Source organism: Kordia aestuariivivens (assembly GCF_014397005.1).
Classification (GTDB): Bacteria; Bacteroidota; Bacteroidia; order Flavobacteriales; family Flavobacteriaceae; genus Kordia; species Kordia aestuariivivens.
In genome coordinates this window covers 194926-209789 of record NZ_JACGWS010000009.1, presented here as the reverse complement: position 1 = coordinate 209789, position 14864 = coordinate 194926, and the positions used below count along the sequence as shown (strand labels likewise).

Here is a 14864-nt window from a genome sequence, read left to right as displayed (position 1 = left end):
AGTATTAAATATACAATTTTATTTTATTCGATTCCAAATCATAGTATGAATAATTGTTAACCTTTAAGGTAATTCGGATGAACTTGACTGTTTGCCATAAAAAAACGTCATACTAATTGTATGACGTTTTTTCTAGAAACTATTTTTCGCATTTCGACTCCACTCAATGTAAAAGGAATGAAATCGAAGTGATATTTTTATTTTTAATACGCTTCATCGTGCACAGCTGTTACTGCTCTACCAGAAGGTTCATTCATGTTTTTAAATGATTCATCCCATTCTAAAGCCGTCACCGAACTACATGCTACTGAAGGAACCGATGGAACCGTTAGTGAAGCTGTTTCTGATGGGAAATGCTCTTCAAAAATAGTACGGTAGTAATATTCTTCTTTGGCACGTGGCGTTTGCACTGGAAATCTGAATTTCGCATTTGCCAATTGTTCGTCTGACACTTCACTTTCTACCAATTCTTTTAAAGTGTCAATCCAGTTGTAACCAACGCCATCGCTGAATTGTTCTTTTTGTCTCCAAGCAACACTTTCTGGTAAGTACGCTTCAAATGCTTTACGCAATACCCACTTTTCCATACGTTCGCCGTTGATCATTTTATCTTGCGGGTTGATGCGCATGGCAACATCCATAAATTCTTTATCAAGGAAAGGCACACGACCTTCAATTCCCCAAGCTGCTAACGATTTGTTGGCGCGTAAACAATCGTATTGATAGAGTTTATGAAGTTTACGAACTGTTTCTTTGTGTAATTCTTCTGCGCTTGGCGCTTTGTGAAAGTATAAATACCCTCCGAAAATTTCATCTGCGCCTTCACCAGATAATACCATTTTGATTCCCATCGATTTGATGACTCTTGCCAATAAATACATTGGAGTTGACGCACGAATTGTCGTGATATCGTATGTTTCTAAGTGATAGATTACATCTTTAATTGCGTCCAAACCTTCTTGAATGGTAAATTTTACTTCGTGATGAATCGTTCCAATATGATCTGCAACTTTTTGCGCTGCAGCCAAATCTGGAGAACCATCTAATCCAATTGAGAAGGAATGTAATTGTGGCCACCAAGCATCACTTTGATCGTCGGTTTCAATTCGTTTTTGTGCATATTTTTTCGCGACAGCAGAAGTAATAGAAGAATCCAATCCGCCAGAAAGTAATACACCATACGGTACATCAGACATTAATTGTCTGTGAATGGCTGCTTCCAACGCATCACGCAATTCGTCAATACTTGTTTGGTTTTCTTTTACAGCTTCATAGTCCATCCAATCACGTTTGTACCACTGTTTTAATTCTCCTTCTTTACTATCTAAATAGTGTCCTGGAGGAAATACTTCTATTTTGCTACAAACACCTTCTAAAGCTTTTAATTCTGAAGCAACATAGAAGGTTCCGTTTTTGTCCCAACCTATATATAATGGAATAATTCCCATGTGATCTCTGGCAACTAAATACGAATCTTGTTGTTCGTCATAAATTGCAAAACCGAAAATTCCGTTAAGTTCATCTAAAAATGTACTTCCTTTTTCTTTGTATAATGCTAGAATGACTTCACAATCAGATTGTGTTTGAAAGTTATATTTCCCTTCAAATTGCTTACGCAACTCTCTATGATTGTATATTTCGCCATTTGCGGCTAATATTAATTGTTTGTCTTCACTGAATAATGGTTGTTTTCCAGAAGCTGGATCTACAATTGCCAAACGCTCATGCGCTAAGATTGCATTTGCTGAGCTATAGATTCCATTCCAGTCCGGTCCACGGTGACGGATTTTTTTCGACATCTCTAAAAGTTGAGGTCGTAATACTTCTGTTGTTTCTTTTAAATCGAATGCGCATACTATTCCACACATAACTTATCTTTTTTTGTTATAATTACACTACAAATATGGCTTTAACCTTTCAATTTAAAAACATAAAAGCTATTTATAGTTACATATTAAAACATAAAAAGCTATTTTTAGTATCATTCTCAATTATTTTACTTAAAAAACGCTTTAAAACTTACAGCCTATAAAAAGGCATAAAAAAAGGAACATGATTTTCATGCTCCTTTATACGATTGTTTTCACTTGAAGCGAATAGACTATGCTTATTATTCAGCTCCCCACGAACATTCAGTTTGTGTATCACAAGCTTCAAAACAAGATTCTCCTGTACGACCGAATCCGCCTTTGATTTGTTCACGATTGTTAAAATTCACAATTGTCGCTTTTGTAAAGTGTAAGACGCTTTTTAGTTGTTGTTTTTTCATGATTTTTGGTTTTTGTGATGTTAGTAAGTTTTCTATGTTCTTAAATTTACTTCATTTTTTTTGGAAAGAAATACGGCTTCACCTTACTTATTGGAATACAAATCATACGCAGATTTCATAATTTAACATATCAAACGAAAGTTTAACATAATGCTAAGAATAACTTTTGCTAAATTTATATCGAAAAATAACTACCATGAGAAAGCGCTTTTTAGCTACAGGTCTTTTTATATTACTAATGCTTATTAGCATTGATGTTTCTGCACAAAAATTTAGCGACATTGATAAAAGTCCGCATGATATAAGTTATTTTAAGGCGAAACGAAATGCGCCGCCAGTGATTAAGGTTTTGTACGGAAGACCGCAAAAGAAAGGCCGTACTATCTTCGGAAATTTAGTTCCTTATGATAAAATTTGGCGAACTGGCGCTAATGAAGCCACCGAGATTACTTTTTTCCAAGATATAAAACTAGGAGAACAAGAAATTAAAGCCGGAACATATACATTATTCACAATTCCAGGGAAAAAATCTTGGACAATTATTTTAAATTCAGACACGGATGTTTGGGGCTCCTATTATTATGATAAAGACAAAGATGTTGCCCGCATTGACATTCCTGCAAAAAATACTGATGAGGTAGAATATTTTTCTATTGCATTCACAAAAGAAACTGATGGTGCCAACATGATATTAGCATGGGACAATATTAGCGTTGCTGTACCGTTTAGTTTTTAATTATTCTTTATTTATTGTTATTATTGGTTATTTGAAAAACTCAGAGGTTATTTACTTCTGAGTTTTTTTCGTTTATGGAAGTTAGTAGTGAGGTTTTAGTATTGAGTATTGATTGAGATCAACCTTCAAAAGAATAATACGCTACTTTCTAAAAGCGCGTCAGCGCGATCTAATATCCAACAGCGAAGCGGTCTAATATCTATTTCACCTTTTTCCCAGCTAAATACGTTTCCACAACAGTAGTCGTTAAGATTTCGTTTTCTGGAATTTCCATGATGTTTTTATCTAAAATGATGAAATCCGCGAATTTACCAGTTTCAATGCTTCCTTTTTCGGTTTCTTCAAAGTTGCTATAGGCAGCCCAAATTGTCATTCCTTTTAAAGTTTCTTCACGAGATAATGCATTTTCCATTTGATAACCACCATCAGGGTAATGTTTTGAATCTTTTCTGGCAACAGCCGCATAAAATGTTTTGAACGTACTTACATGTTCCACAGGAAAGTCGGTTCCTAAAGCAATTTGACCTGATAAGTTTAAAAGTTTTTTATACGCATACGCGCCTTTTTCACGATCTTTTCCTAAACGATCGCCTGCCCAATACATATCACTGGTAGCGTGTGTTGGTTGTACCGACGGAATGATGTTTTTATTTTTGAATAGATCAAAATCTGTTTCGTCAATGATTTGTGCATGTTCTATTCTCCAACGACGTCCTGTTTGACCTTTTAGCGCAGTTGCATACGTTTTTAAGACTTGATAGTTTGCAGAATCACCAATGGCATGCGTGTTCATTTGATAGTTTGTTTTTGCAATTTTTGCCGCTAGTTTTTCTAAATTTTCTGGACTGATCACCATTGCACCAAAGTGATTTTCTTTATCAGAATACGATTCTTTTAAGACTGCGCCACGCGAACCTAACGCACCATCACCATATACTTTGAACGAACGCACATTCAAATAATCGGTTTTGTATGGATCTTTGTTGATGTAATGTGCTACATTTTCTGGCGTATTGCTAATCATTGCATAGATACGCATGTTGAGCGCGTCTGCTTTTTGTAAACTATCAATTAGGTTGATGACATCTTTATTTAATCCTGCATCGCTAATCGTTGTTAAACCGTAAGAAAAACATTCTGTTTCAGCTTCTTTGAGTGCTTGTATTTGTTGTACGCGTGTTGGTTGTGGAATGATTTTATCGATCAAATCCATTGGATTATCAACTAAAATTCCTGTTAGTTTTCCATCTTTTAGTTGTATTTCGCCACCTTCAACTTTGGTTTCCGCAGTGATTCCTGCCATGTCCAATGCTTTCTGGTTTACAATATATGCATGTCCATCTATACGTGTCAAGGCAACTGGCGTATCTGGAAATAGTTCGTCTAAACGATCTTTTGTTGGGAATTCTTTGACTTCCCAATCGTTTTGGTCCCAACCTCGACCAATAATGAATGGCATGTTTCTTTCTTTTTGAAAAGCGACAATTTTCGTAATGATTTCCTCGTAACTTTTGGTTCCAAATAAGTTTACACTTTGTTTGAATAAACCAAGTCCGTAAAAATGACAATGTGCATCTATAAATCCTGGAAAAACAGCTTTTCCGTTAGCATCTATCGTTTCTTTTGCTTGATATTTTTCTTGCATTTCTGCTGAAGTTCCAACGGCTACAAATTTTCCATCGCGAATAGCAAACGCTTCTGCATTAGAGAAATTACCATCTACGGTGTAAACTTTTGCATTGGTTACAATCATATCAGCTTCTTCTTTTTGGGTACAAGAAAAAATTATAAATGATAATGCTAAGAGTAAGATTCCTTTTTTCATTCGGTTAAGTTTTGGTTTAAAGATTTAAAAATACAACTTTTAAATGTTTATTTGAATCCCTTTTTTGTCTTCGCGAAGAAAATTCACAAAAAAAAGCGTCCAATATATATTGAACGCTTTTGGTATGTTGCTTGTGATATTTTTTAGAAATCGAATTTATAAGTCGCGCCTGCCATGATTTGAAATTGTTGTACAGGAAAGTTTACCCAACGTTGGTAATCTTGATTGGCAATGTTGTTTGCTTTTACAAACGCAGAAAGTCTGTCGTTGAAACGATACCCTACGTGTGCGTTTACATCAAAGAAACTGTCTAGTGTAACTTCTTCTTGTACTGGAGTGAACGTTAGTCCAGGTGTGATCAAGTCTTTACGTTCGCCAATGTAGAAGATATTTGCGCCTGCAAACCAGTTTTCCGTGATTTGATAGTCTGCAAAGATAGACGCTTCAATATCTGGTAAGTTCCACGCTTCTGCTTGCTGATCTGTGCTGTAATTGAAGTATTCTGCTTTGACTACAAATTTGAAATTGCTTGTAATGTCTACATTCAATTCTCCAAATATAGAAATTGTACTTATATCATCATATACAACTCCAAACGAGTTTCCGTAAGTATAACCGTTGTCAGCGTTACTTGAAGGACTAAATTGATTTACTTGGAATAATGCTTTGTTGTTTTCAGAAATGTATGAACCTCTTACGTTGTAACTTACGTTAGATGTTAGTTTTCCTTTGATTCCTAAGTATCCATTGTATTGTTGATCGGTTGGTGCAATTCCCAACGTTGGCGATACAAAGTTGTTCGTTTGTACAAAGTCGTAGTACGAGTTTTGCTGTAAGTCACCTTCTATTCCCGCGTAAGCGATTACATTGTCACCATTTAATCTGTATTGTGCTGTAATTCTTGGATAGATAAAGAAATCGCTATCACTGTTTTCAGCATCCAATCCATAGTAAATAGCTGCACCAAAGTTGACCGTTAAATCATCTCGTAAGATGACTAAACTTGGTGAGATTCCCGCTTTTAGAATACTGTAATCAATGCTTCCTGTTCCTGAGAAATTGTTTTCAAATGTTCCGCCAACATAATCTACATCAACGGTTGTTTTGATGAGTTCGCCTGCAATTTCTACTTCAAATTCTGGTTGTAAGATTAATCTGTTTTCACCTGAACTAAACGCGTCAAACATACGTCTGTATAATATTTTTCCCCCGTTGAAGAATGAATCGTCCATTTTTATATCAGCGCCTAAGTATACATTGTGATAGGTTTGTTGCTCGCTAATTGTTACTATTTGATCTGTTGTTGTGATGAATTCTGGCAGTCCATACCAATTGTAAATTTGATGTTGGTATCCAAATTTAGCTTTCCATGATAAGTCTCTACTGCGATTGATGTATGCTAAATCTAATTTTGTGTCAAAGAATTTATCATCCAATTCTATATTGTCAATTCCACCTTGAGAAGAATGATGACGCAAAGAAACATCAAAGGTTTCGTTTCTGCTGATTGCTCTACTTGTGTAAAAATCTAATGCGGCCGTATTGTAGTTTCCTAAACCAAGTGAAAGGTAGGTGTTGTATAGTTTTTCTCTTTTTGCTTTCTTTAACCCTTCGGCTTTTCCTTTTGCTGGTGTAAATGTAGATGCTACTGGAAACGAAAAAATGGAATATTTAATTTCCTTCTTTTTCCCCGTTTCTTTATCGTTCAACGAAGGCGTTTGTTTTATTTTGAACGCATCAGATACAGAAGGCGTGTATGGCTTTACCACGTTAACAACTTCTGTCCCAACAGTTTCTTTTTTGTCTTTATCCTTGTCTTTATCTTGAGCAATCGCCAAATTAGCCATAAAGAATATCACTAGTATAAAACTCGATTTTAATATTTGGTTTCGCATGTGTTGCTTGCTTTGTATGTTTGTGTTTGATTTCAAAATGTCGCTTTGTTATTAGTTGCCGTCTTCTTTTTCGGTGGGTGTTACCGATGAATTACGTTTAGCTTCAGCAGTTTTTATTTTTGCCAATTCCGCTTCTGCTTTTGCAACTTCTTCTGGATATTTTGTGAAGTTTTTAATCACACTTTCCAAAATATAGGTTGCTTGAAACGAATCTTCTAAAGCGTAGAAATTTTTAGCCATTACTATTAATCCTTTGGCGCCAAATTGTTTGTAACTAGAATAGTTTTTTACGAGAGTCTGCACCACTTTGTTTGAACCTTCATAATCGTTTTCTTTATTTTTGAAATACGCATCGTAGTATAACGCTTCTGCCGCTAGTTTTCCTGTAGCAATTTTTTGTACTTCAGCGTATGCTTCTTTTGCTTTGTCTTCATTGTTTGTGGCAATTGCCGAACGCGCAATGATTACATGTGCATCACTTTTGATTCGATTGTCTACTTTGTCATTTGCCAATACTTTTTCAGCATAACTCACCGCAGCTTCATAGTTGCTGAGTTCGTAGTTTGCTTTCATTAGGTTAGATTGTGCAAACATGATATTTTGTGGAAAATCAGCACTTTCTTCCAAACGCTTTAACACCGGAATTGCTTTGGTATAATTGTCCGTTTCTAACAATACTTGCGCCAATCGTGCTAAGGCTTGTTCTGTATATTCGTTGCGTTCATTTTGTAAAACGTATTCGTAATACGGAATGGTTTTTTGTGTTTCTCCTTTGCTAAAGTATGATTGTGCCAAGTAGAAATTTGCTTTGACTGCATTTAATCCATTTGGAAATTGCTGAATGTATTTTTCAAAACCATCAATGGCTTTTTCTGTGTTGTTTTGAATGAATTGTTTCTCCGCAGATTCGTATGTTGCTTTGTCCAATTCGGCGTCACTTACTTCTACAAAGTCAAGATTTTTCACCCAATTTGCATAGACTTCCACTTGTCCTAAGTCAATGTAGATTAATTTTGCGGTGGCAACTGCCTGAATTGCTTCTTCCGTGTTTGGAAACTTCGCTACGACCGATCGGAATTTTGTGAGTGCCACTTGTTTTTTTCCATCGTTGTAATTGATCAATCCTTGTTTTAAGATTGTTTTTGACACATACGAACTTTTTGGGTAATCTTCAATCATTTTCGCGTATGCGTTCAATCCTTCTTGTGTATTTTCTTGACTGATGTATGTATTTCCTAATTCGTATAATGCATCATCACGTAACGATGATTTTCTATATTTTTTAGTGAATGCATCGAGTTCGCTAATTTTTGTATTTTTTTTCCCAGTAAATCCGTAACTGATTGCTTTTTGGAAGGATGCATAATCTTCATCCACACCTTTCATTGCAATAGCTTTGTCATACGCTTTGATGGCGTCTGCATATTTACTCGTTACAAAATGACTGTCTCCTAAACGTAAATAACTGTCATTTACACGGGCTTTATCGTCCGCATTATTGGTAATAAATTTCTCGAAATTCGAAATTGCACTTGCGTATTCTTTTTGTTTGAAATACGTATATGCTAAGTTGTAATTAATGGTTTTCGCTTCTTCTGTATCTGTGATATTTGCATTGGCAAATGACTTGAAGCCTTCCAACGCCACATCATAGTTGTCTAATAAATAGTTTGTTTCTGCATTCCAAAAAGTTGCTCTTGCTGTATATTCTGGAGATTCGTTTTCTTTTAACGATTTTTCAAAATATGCCAATGCATCTTGATATTTACTATCGTTGAACAATTCAATGGCTCTGTAAAAGGCTACTTTTTGATAGGTGGCTTTGTTGCTGTATTTTTTACTTGCTTCTAATAAGTTTAACGCCGCTTCATAATCTTTCGACGTAATGTATGAACTTACTAATAGTTCTTCTAATTCTTCTTGGTGTTCCGTTTCCGGATATTTCTTTAAGTACGAAGTTAATACAGATGGCACACTTTCATAAGGATTCCCGATTTCATAACTCAATCGTGCATAGTTTAAACCAGCATCTTCTTGAATTTTTAGATCAAAATCCATTTGTGAAGCGTTTCTAAAAGCATTCAACGCTTCTTGCTTTTTGTCTGTATTTAAGTAACATTCACCTAAGTGGTAATAAGCATTTTGCGCTACAAAGTTGCTTCCACTCACAATTTTATTGAACTGTTTTATGGCGTTTTCATACTCTTGTTGCTTGTAATACGCATACCCTAATTGATAGAAATCGGTGTTGTTCCATCTTCCTTTTTTTCCTTTGTAGGCTTTTAAGTATGGAATTGCTTCTGCATATTTTTTTAAATTGAAATAGCTTTCTCCAATGATTTTATTGAGTTCTGAAATTTCTTTTCGATCTGCATTTGGCAATTCTTTTTCTGATAAATCAATCGCTTTTTGAAAGTTTCCAAGCTTGAAATTCATATCTGCTTTGAAGTATGATAACTTTTCATTGTATTCATCTTCTTCAGAAACACCTTCAAAATATTCGTTGGCTTGTTTGTAATCATCTTCTTGGTACGCCATATAACCTGTGTAATATTTTGCTTGCGAACCGTATTTTGGCGAATCCAATAATTTTTTAAAATATGTTTTTGCTTGATCGTATTTTTTAGACACAAAATACACATATCCTTTTTTGAAATTGTATTCTTCCCGTTGACTATTGGTCAAATTGTTTTCACCCGATTTATTATACCACTTTAAAGCACGAGAATATTTTCCGTTTTCAAAATAGTAATCAGCAACATCAATATAGGCTGAGTTTCGCTTGGTACTTGTTGGATATCTTGTGACAAAATCTTCCATCATAGTATCAGCTCCTAACTGATTTAGTCGTACTGCACAATTGGCAATATAGTAGGCACAATTTGCTTCGGTTTCATAATCAGAAGTTCCGCCTTTTACGCGATCAAAAAGTGCTTGTGACGCTTGGTATTGTTTGCTATTATATAAGTGCAACGCTTCGTTGTAATCTTTTAAATCATGCGTATACACTTTGGTTTTTTGCGCATGCGAAAGAGTAAAACATAGTAGCACAAAGCATAGAATAAGTTGAAGATTTTTTTTGCTCATGAATCTTGTTGTTTGATGAGTTTTGCAATGAATTGCTTTTGTATTTCCAGGTACTACAAACTTAACGCAAATATATGTGTTTCGCTAACTTTCACGAGTAGCTTTTGTCTTTAGAAATACATTTACATGTAGAGATAACGCGTCTTTTTTAGTATAATTATATCATCGTGCATTAAAAAAGAACTTGAACAGTTTATTTAGTATTTTCTTAACAATTTCATTTTTAGAATTTAACTCTTTTTTCGAGTTAAAATACAAACTACATTTCCTTTAAAGTTTACGACAATTCACGGAATCAGCGTATGTACTATTTTACTTGCGCAATTTGAATCAGTAGCTTTGTTGTATATAAACTTTTAAATCATTTTATCATGAAAAAAAAATTGAAAAAATTAAGTAAATCTTTAATTGCAGTAGGAATTGTTTTTGCTACGATACTGTTTAGCAGTTGTGAAACAGAAGATATGAATTTTGATACCACAGATCAAAATATAGAGGACAGCACTACAAATAACTTTACGAGTAAAATGACCTGTGACTGTGATACAATTCTAGCACTTGATTTAGATCTAAATAATGATGGAAATTTTACAGCCGATGATTTATTGCATTTACAAGTCATTTTAAATTATCTTGATTTTGACTACGACGGATGCATAGATGGTCCAAGCAGAACTTCAAACACTGGTGATTTTAGTCTGTGGATAGGTAACGGAGGAGTACATGTTCCGTATAATTTCCGCGATTATAATGATGACGGAGTTACTAATAGTAATGATGTAGCTTATGCATTTTTGGCTATTGTGCCTCAATTTGGAGCAATTTCTGGTGACGAGGAGCTTTGTCAAGAAGACATCGATTGTCTTCTCGCCTATTTAGTTGGAAACCTTAATTGTTAATTAGCAGATCAAAAAACCACTTTACAACTCGTATGTGGCGAGACAACTAGTGCTTTTTTCAACAAGGAATGCAGTTTGAAAATTATCATTTTTATCAAATTCATAATTTGATGTTAATTCTGTTTTCCCGTACTTGTATTCAGTAATCCATTTTGTATATTGATGTATATTTTTAACCAAAAACTTTAATTCTTATGAAAAAGAAAGTAATCAAGTCACTTGACTTAAGCAAAGAAACTATTTCAACAATTCACAAATTAAAAGGTGGAACAGATTCAAAACCAGTATCTATTTGTCACTGTCCTTCTTACGGACATTGTCCTACAAAAGACAGTCCTGTAGACAATAATCCTGTGAATTAAAACATAAAAGCGAACTTTAAAAGGTTCGCTTTTTTTATGCTTTCTAAATTAATGTGAATTCAATCTGACGTTCTCCAAATAAATCACACTAAGCTTAATCGTGTCAAATTCACATTACACAACTATTTCTTCACTTTAGTTTTTCGTATTGCGGTTTAATTGTTTACTTTGTGTATTCGATTTAAAATCACACACAATTCATGGAGCAAATTCTCAACCTCAGAAACGTTTCTATTTTTCAACGCGAAAACTTGATCCTTTCAGAACTCAATCTTACGATTCATAAAGGTGATTTTGTATACCTGATTGGAAAAACAGGTTCGGGAAAGAGTAGTTTAATGAAAACGTTGTATGGCGATTTGCCATTGACAGACGGCGAAGGAACTATTGTTGATTTTAACCTGAAAACCCTAAAAGAAAAAGACATTCCTTTTTTACGTAGAAAATTGGGGATTGTTTTTCAAGATTTTCAATTATTACAAGATCGTACCATTGCCGATAATTTACTGTTTGTCCTAAAAGCTACTGGCTGGAAAGACAAAGAGAAAATGCAGGCAAAGATTGATGAGGTTTTGGGTAAAGTTGGAATGAAAACCAAAAACTTCAAGTTTCCGCACCAACTTTCTGGTGGAGAACAACAACGTATTGCCATTGCACGCGCACTTTTGAATGATCCTGAACTGATTCTTGCCGACGAACCCACTGGAAATTTAGATCCTCAAACTAGTATTGAAGTCATGCAAGTATTACAAGAAATCAATAAAAGTGGACGTACCATTTTAATGGCGACACATGATTATGCATTAATTCTAAAATATCCTTCAAAAACTTTAAAATGCGACGAGGGCAAAGTCTTTGAAGTGGTTCAGAAAAGCTCGTAGTATACTTAAAAAAACGATTAAAAATCGTTTAATTTCAAGTAAAAACAGTACATTACAAGCCCGATGAAAAGACACTTGTTTTGGATTTTCATCTCCTAAAACTATTTTAATTGCTACCAACCAATGCTGTCAGTCCTTATACCAACGTATAATTATGATATTTCTACTTTAGTGGAAGAAATACATTCACAATTGATACTAACGGATTCAATTTTTGAGATTTTGTGCTTTGATGATCATTCTACCAATTTAGAAACGATCAAGCAAAATCAGCGTATCAATTCCTTCTCAAATGCTTCGTATACGGTATTGCCTGAAAATATCGGTCGCAGCCGAATCAGAAATTTATTAGCGCAAAAAGCAACCTACGACTGGTTGTTATTTTTAGATGCAGATGTAATTCCTGCTGGAAAAGATTTCATTACAAAATATGTAGAAACCATTTCAGACGAGAAAGAAGTAATTTATGGTGGCATTTTATATCAAGAAAAAAAGCCAAAACAAGAAAATGTATTGCGCTGGGTGTATGGAAAAGAACGTGAAGCATTAAGTGTAAAACAACGTAATGAAGCTTCATATTTGCGCTTTCTAACTTTAAGTTTTTTGATTAAAAAAGATGTTTTTCACAAAGTTAAATTCAACGAAGACATTCCAAATGCACGTCATGAAGACACTTTGTTTGCAAACGATTTGAAACATGCCAAAGTACATTTAACACATATTCACAATCCAGTATATCACTTAGGTTTGGATACAAGTGCTGCGTTTATTCGCAAGTCCATGGAATCTGTAGAAGTCTTAATTTTATTTTTAAAAAACAACCTGATTGAGCACAATGATATTTTGATCACCAAAGTATTTTCCCGTGTAAAAAAGTTTGGTTTGCATCCTATTTTATCCGTCATGTACAAATGGTTTGGAAAACGATTTGAGAAAAACTTGCTTTCAAACAATCCTTCCATGTTTATTTTTGACTTATACAGATTAACGTATCTTTGCTACTTAGATAAGCGCCAATAATGCCACTATTTTCCGTAATCATTCCGCTTTATAACAAAGAGAATTATGTGCAACAAACCATTGAAAGTGTGTTGCAACAAACCTTTGCTGACTTCGAATTGATCGTTGTAAATGATTCGAGTACGGATAAAAGTGTGGACATTGTTTCTAAAATTTCAGATCCGCGAATTCAAATCATACAAAATCCAAATAACGCAGGACTATCCACGACCAGAAATCATGGGATTTCAAAAGCTTCAGGCAAAATTATTACGCTATTAGATGCTGACGATTTGTGGCTACCTACTTTTTTGGAAACCATTAAAAATTTGTATGAAACTTTTCCAGAAGCTTCCTTGTATGGAACAGATTATATTGAAAAATACACAGAACAAGAAATATTAGAACCCAAAAAGAACATTTCAATAGCGCTGAAAGGAACTTCATTTGTCGTATCCGATTTTTTTGATGCAAATATGTTTCAACCTATATTTTCGCAAAGCAATTTGGCTTTTAAGAAAGAAATTTGTGTAGAAAGTGTTATTTTCAATCCTCAGATTACGTTTGCTGAAGACATTGACTTTTATATAAAATACGGCTCAAAATATAAAGTTGCCTATCATTATGAAGCACTTGCCGAAGTTCGCTTTGATGTACCCAACCAAATGAGTAAACATTCTATTGCTTCTAAAACACTTCCCGATTTGGATCGCTATGAAAGTATCGCAAAAGATAATATTTCATTAAAAAAATACCTGGATTTGTATCGCTATATTTTTGCGTCTCTATATCTTTTAGAAAATGCAATTCCGCAACGAAACGCCATGCTTCAACACATAGATTATGCAAATTTAACTTTTAAACAGCGCTTGTTGCTTAAAAGTCCACGATTTGTGTTATTACTATTAAAAAAAATAAAAGGTTTTTTGTTGAAACGGAATGTTAGGGTAACTTCTTTTTAGACTTACTTAACGTGAGTTCGACGTAAGTTCCATTCAAATAAAATCAAGAAACATTTACCATATAAAGCCTAAAGTACTGAAAATTAGTTTTTTATTTTCGTTTTCTTTGCTCGCACAAAGAATACTGAATCAAGTTCAGCACAGGCTTCAACAAAAGAAAATGCACTTTTAGCTCAAGCATTTATATTTCAAATCAAGGTATTCATGAATGTAAACATTTCCAGAAGTATTTTTAGTTTTTCTTTTATTGAAAAACTAAAACCGCATGAATTTTTCTAAATTTTAGTTCACAGTTTTCTATTTCATTAAATAGGAGTTCATGAATCTTAGATTTCTCCAAGGCTTACAAAAGCGAACTTTTTCATTTTATCTGTGTTTTGACTTGTGCTCTTTTCATTAAAAACTATTGATAATAAACTTATTAAATTCAATACAGGATTCACCTCAAAACTTAGATAACTGTCTTTTTCACGGCTGTACTGTATTCCGTGTGGGAATAGTAAATTTTGTAGTTTCTGTTTGTTTACATAACTTGATAACTCCCATTTTTTATGTAAGTTGGATAGTAATCAAATAGATCATAGTTTTAAACACTCCAGAAATAAAAACACTTTAAAAATGTTTAAAAATTGTGGAAATCTAAAATCAGAAGCTGAAAAAAGTAAAAAATATATTAAAAAACAGAATTTAGAATATTATTTAAATATTTTAGATAAGTGTATCAACTAATCAAATTTTCTATTAACATCTTCAGATGTATATAAAACGAACCAATTAAGATAAAAGAAAAAGGGAGTACCTTTTTGATACTTCCTTTTTTTACCAATATGTTGGTTTGGAATATTAAACCTTAATCATTTCTACTTGAGTGCTTTCCCATAAATGGATAGTAATCATTATATGAAAGAACGTCTGCGAGGAAACCGTTTACTGTTTGGGTTGCTGAATG

11 protein-coding genes are annotated in these 14864 nt (G+C 33.9%); 6 read left to right on the top strand and 5 right to left on the bottom strand.

Features of this window, described 5'->3' with window-relative positions; genetic code table 11:
* Nucleotides 1-203: 203 nt before the first annotated feature.
* A complete protein-coding gene (asnB, locus tag H2O64_RS15480; RefSeq protein WP_187563116.1) occupies nucleotides 204-1868 on the bottom strand; it encodes an asparagine synthase B in 1665 nt (554 codons plus the stop codon).
* A gap of 242 nt (nucleotides 1869-2110) precedes the next feature.
* Entirely contained in the window at nucleotides 2111-2269 is a 159-nt protein-coding gene (locus H2O64_RS15475; RefSeq protein ID WP_187563115.1) for a hypothetical protein, read from the bottom strand.
* Between the two features lie 196 nt (nucleotides 2270-2465).
* On the opposite strand from H2O64_RS15475, the gene H2O64_RS15470 reads away from it, so the two are divergent.
* Nucleotides 2466-3005 (top strand): DUF2911 domain-containing protein, encoded by a 540-nt coding sequence (locus H2O64_RS15470; protein WP_187563114.1) that lies wholly within the window; start codon nucleotides 2466-2468, stop codon nucleotides 3003-3005.
* A 199-nt stretch (nucleotides 3006-3204) separates the two neighbouring features.
* On the opposite strand, the gene H2O64_RS15465 is transcribed toward H2O64_RS15470, so the two are convergent.
* The 3 genes from H2O64_RS15465 to H2O64_RS15455 form a co-directional block, all read right to left on the bottom strand.
* Nucleotides 3205-4830: an amidohydrolase gene (locus H2O64_RS15465; protein WP_187563113.1), complete on the bottom strand. Its 1626-nt coding sequence runs from the start codon at nucleotides 4828-4830 to the stop codon at nucleotides 3205-3207.
* Nucleotides 4831-4973: 143 nt separating this feature from the next.
* Nucleotides 4974-6725 (bottom strand): TonB-dependent receptor, encoded by a 1752-nt coding sequence (locus H2O64_RS15460; protein ID WP_187563112.1) that lies wholly within the window; start codon nucleotides 6723-6725, stop codon nucleotides 4974-4976.
* Between the two features lie 51 nt (nucleotides 6726-6776).
* A complete protein-coding gene (locus tag H2O64_RS15455) occupies nucleotides 6777-9812 on the bottom strand; it encodes a tetratricopeptide repeat protein (RefSeq protein ID WP_187563111.1) in 3036 nt (1011 codons plus the stop codon).
* A 371-nt stretch (nucleotides 9813-10183) separates the two neighbouring features.
* Here H2O64_RS15455 and H2O64_RS15450 point away from each other — a divergent pair, with 371 nt between their 5' ends.
* The 5 genes from H2O64_RS15450 (at nucleotide 10184) to H2O64_RS15430 (ending at nucleotide 13915) form a co-directional block, all read left to right on the top strand.
* Nucleotides 10184-10711, top strand: coding sequence for a hypothetical protein (locus H2O64_RS15450; RefSeq protein ID WP_187563110.1), 528 nt, complete (start codon nucleotides 10184-10186; stop codon nucleotides 10709-10711).
* 194 nt (nucleotides 10712-10905) lie between these two features.
* Nucleotides 10906-11073, top strand: coding sequence for a hypothetical protein (locus H2O64_RS15445; RefSeq protein WP_187563109.1), 168 nt, complete (start codon nucleotides 10906-10908; stop codon nucleotides 11071-11073).
* Between the two features lie 200 nt (nucleotides 11074-11273).
* Complete coding sequence (locus tag H2O64_RS15440) at nucleotides 11274-11954, top strand: cell division ATP-binding protein FtsE (protein WP_187563108.1); 681 nt, start codon at nucleotides 11274-11276, stop codon at nucleotides 11952-11954.
* 123 nt (nucleotides 11955-12077) lie between these two features.
* Nucleotides 12078-12974 (top strand): glycosyltransferase family 2 protein, encoded by an 897-nt coding sequence (locus H2O64_RS15435; protein WP_187563107.1) that lies wholly within the window; start codon nucleotides 12078-12080, stop codon nucleotides 12972-12974.
* Nucleotides 12974-13915 (top strand): glycosyltransferase family 2 protein, encoded by a 942-nt coding sequence (locus H2O64_RS15430; protein ID WP_187563106.1) that lies wholly within the window; start codon nucleotides 12974-12976, stop codon nucleotides 13913-13915. Before H2O64_RS15435 ends, H2O64_RS15430 begins: the two co-directional genes overlap by 1 nt.
* The last annotated feature ends 949 nt before the right edge of the window (nucleotides 13916-14864 follow it).

Bases quoted from the DNA above. Each gene is read 5' to 3' on its own strand.
- asnB (WP_187563116.1), bottom strand. From the start codon at position 1,868: ATGTGTGGAATAGTATGCGCATTCGATTTAAAAGAAACAACAGAAGTA.
- H2O64_RS15475 (WP_187563115.1), bottom strand. From the start codon at position 2,269: ATGAAAAAACAACAACTAAAAAGCGTCTTACACTTTACAAAAGCGACA.
- H2O64_RS15470 (WP_187563114.1), top strand. From the start codon at position 2,466: ATGAGAAAGCGCTTTTTAGCTACAGGTCTTTTTATATTACTAATGCTT.
- H2O64_RS15465 (WP_187563113.1), bottom strand. From the start codon at position 4,830: ATGAAAAAAGGAATCTTACTCTTAGCATTATCATTTATAATTTTTTCT.
- H2O64_RS15460 (WP_187563112.1), bottom strand. From the start codon at position 6,725: ATGCGAAACCAAATATTAAAATCGAGTTTTATACTAGTGATATTCTTT.
- H2O64_RS15455 (WP_187563111.1), bottom strand. From the start codon at position 9,812: ATGAGCAAAAAAAATCTTCAACTTATTCTATGCTTTGTGCTACTATGT.
- H2O64_RS15450 (WP_187563110.1), top strand. From the start codon at position 10,184: ATGAAAAAAAAATTGAAAAAATTAAGTAAATCTTTAATTGCAGTAGGA.
- H2O64_RS15445 (WP_187563109.1), top strand. From the start codon at position 10,906: ATGAAAAAGAAAGTAATCAAGTCACTTGACTTAAGCAAAGAAACTATT.
- H2O64_RS15440 (WP_187563108.1), top strand. From the start codon at position 11,274: ATGGAGCAAATTCTCAACCTCAGAAACGTTTCTATTTTTCAACGCGAA.
- H2O64_RS15435 (WP_187563107.1), top strand. From the start codon at position 12,078: ATGCTGTCAGTCCTTATACCAACGTATAATTATGATATTTCTACTTTA.
- H2O64_RS15430 (WP_187563106.1), top strand. From the start codon at position 12,974: ATGCCACTATTTTCCGTAATCATTCCGCTTTATAACAAAGAGAATTAT.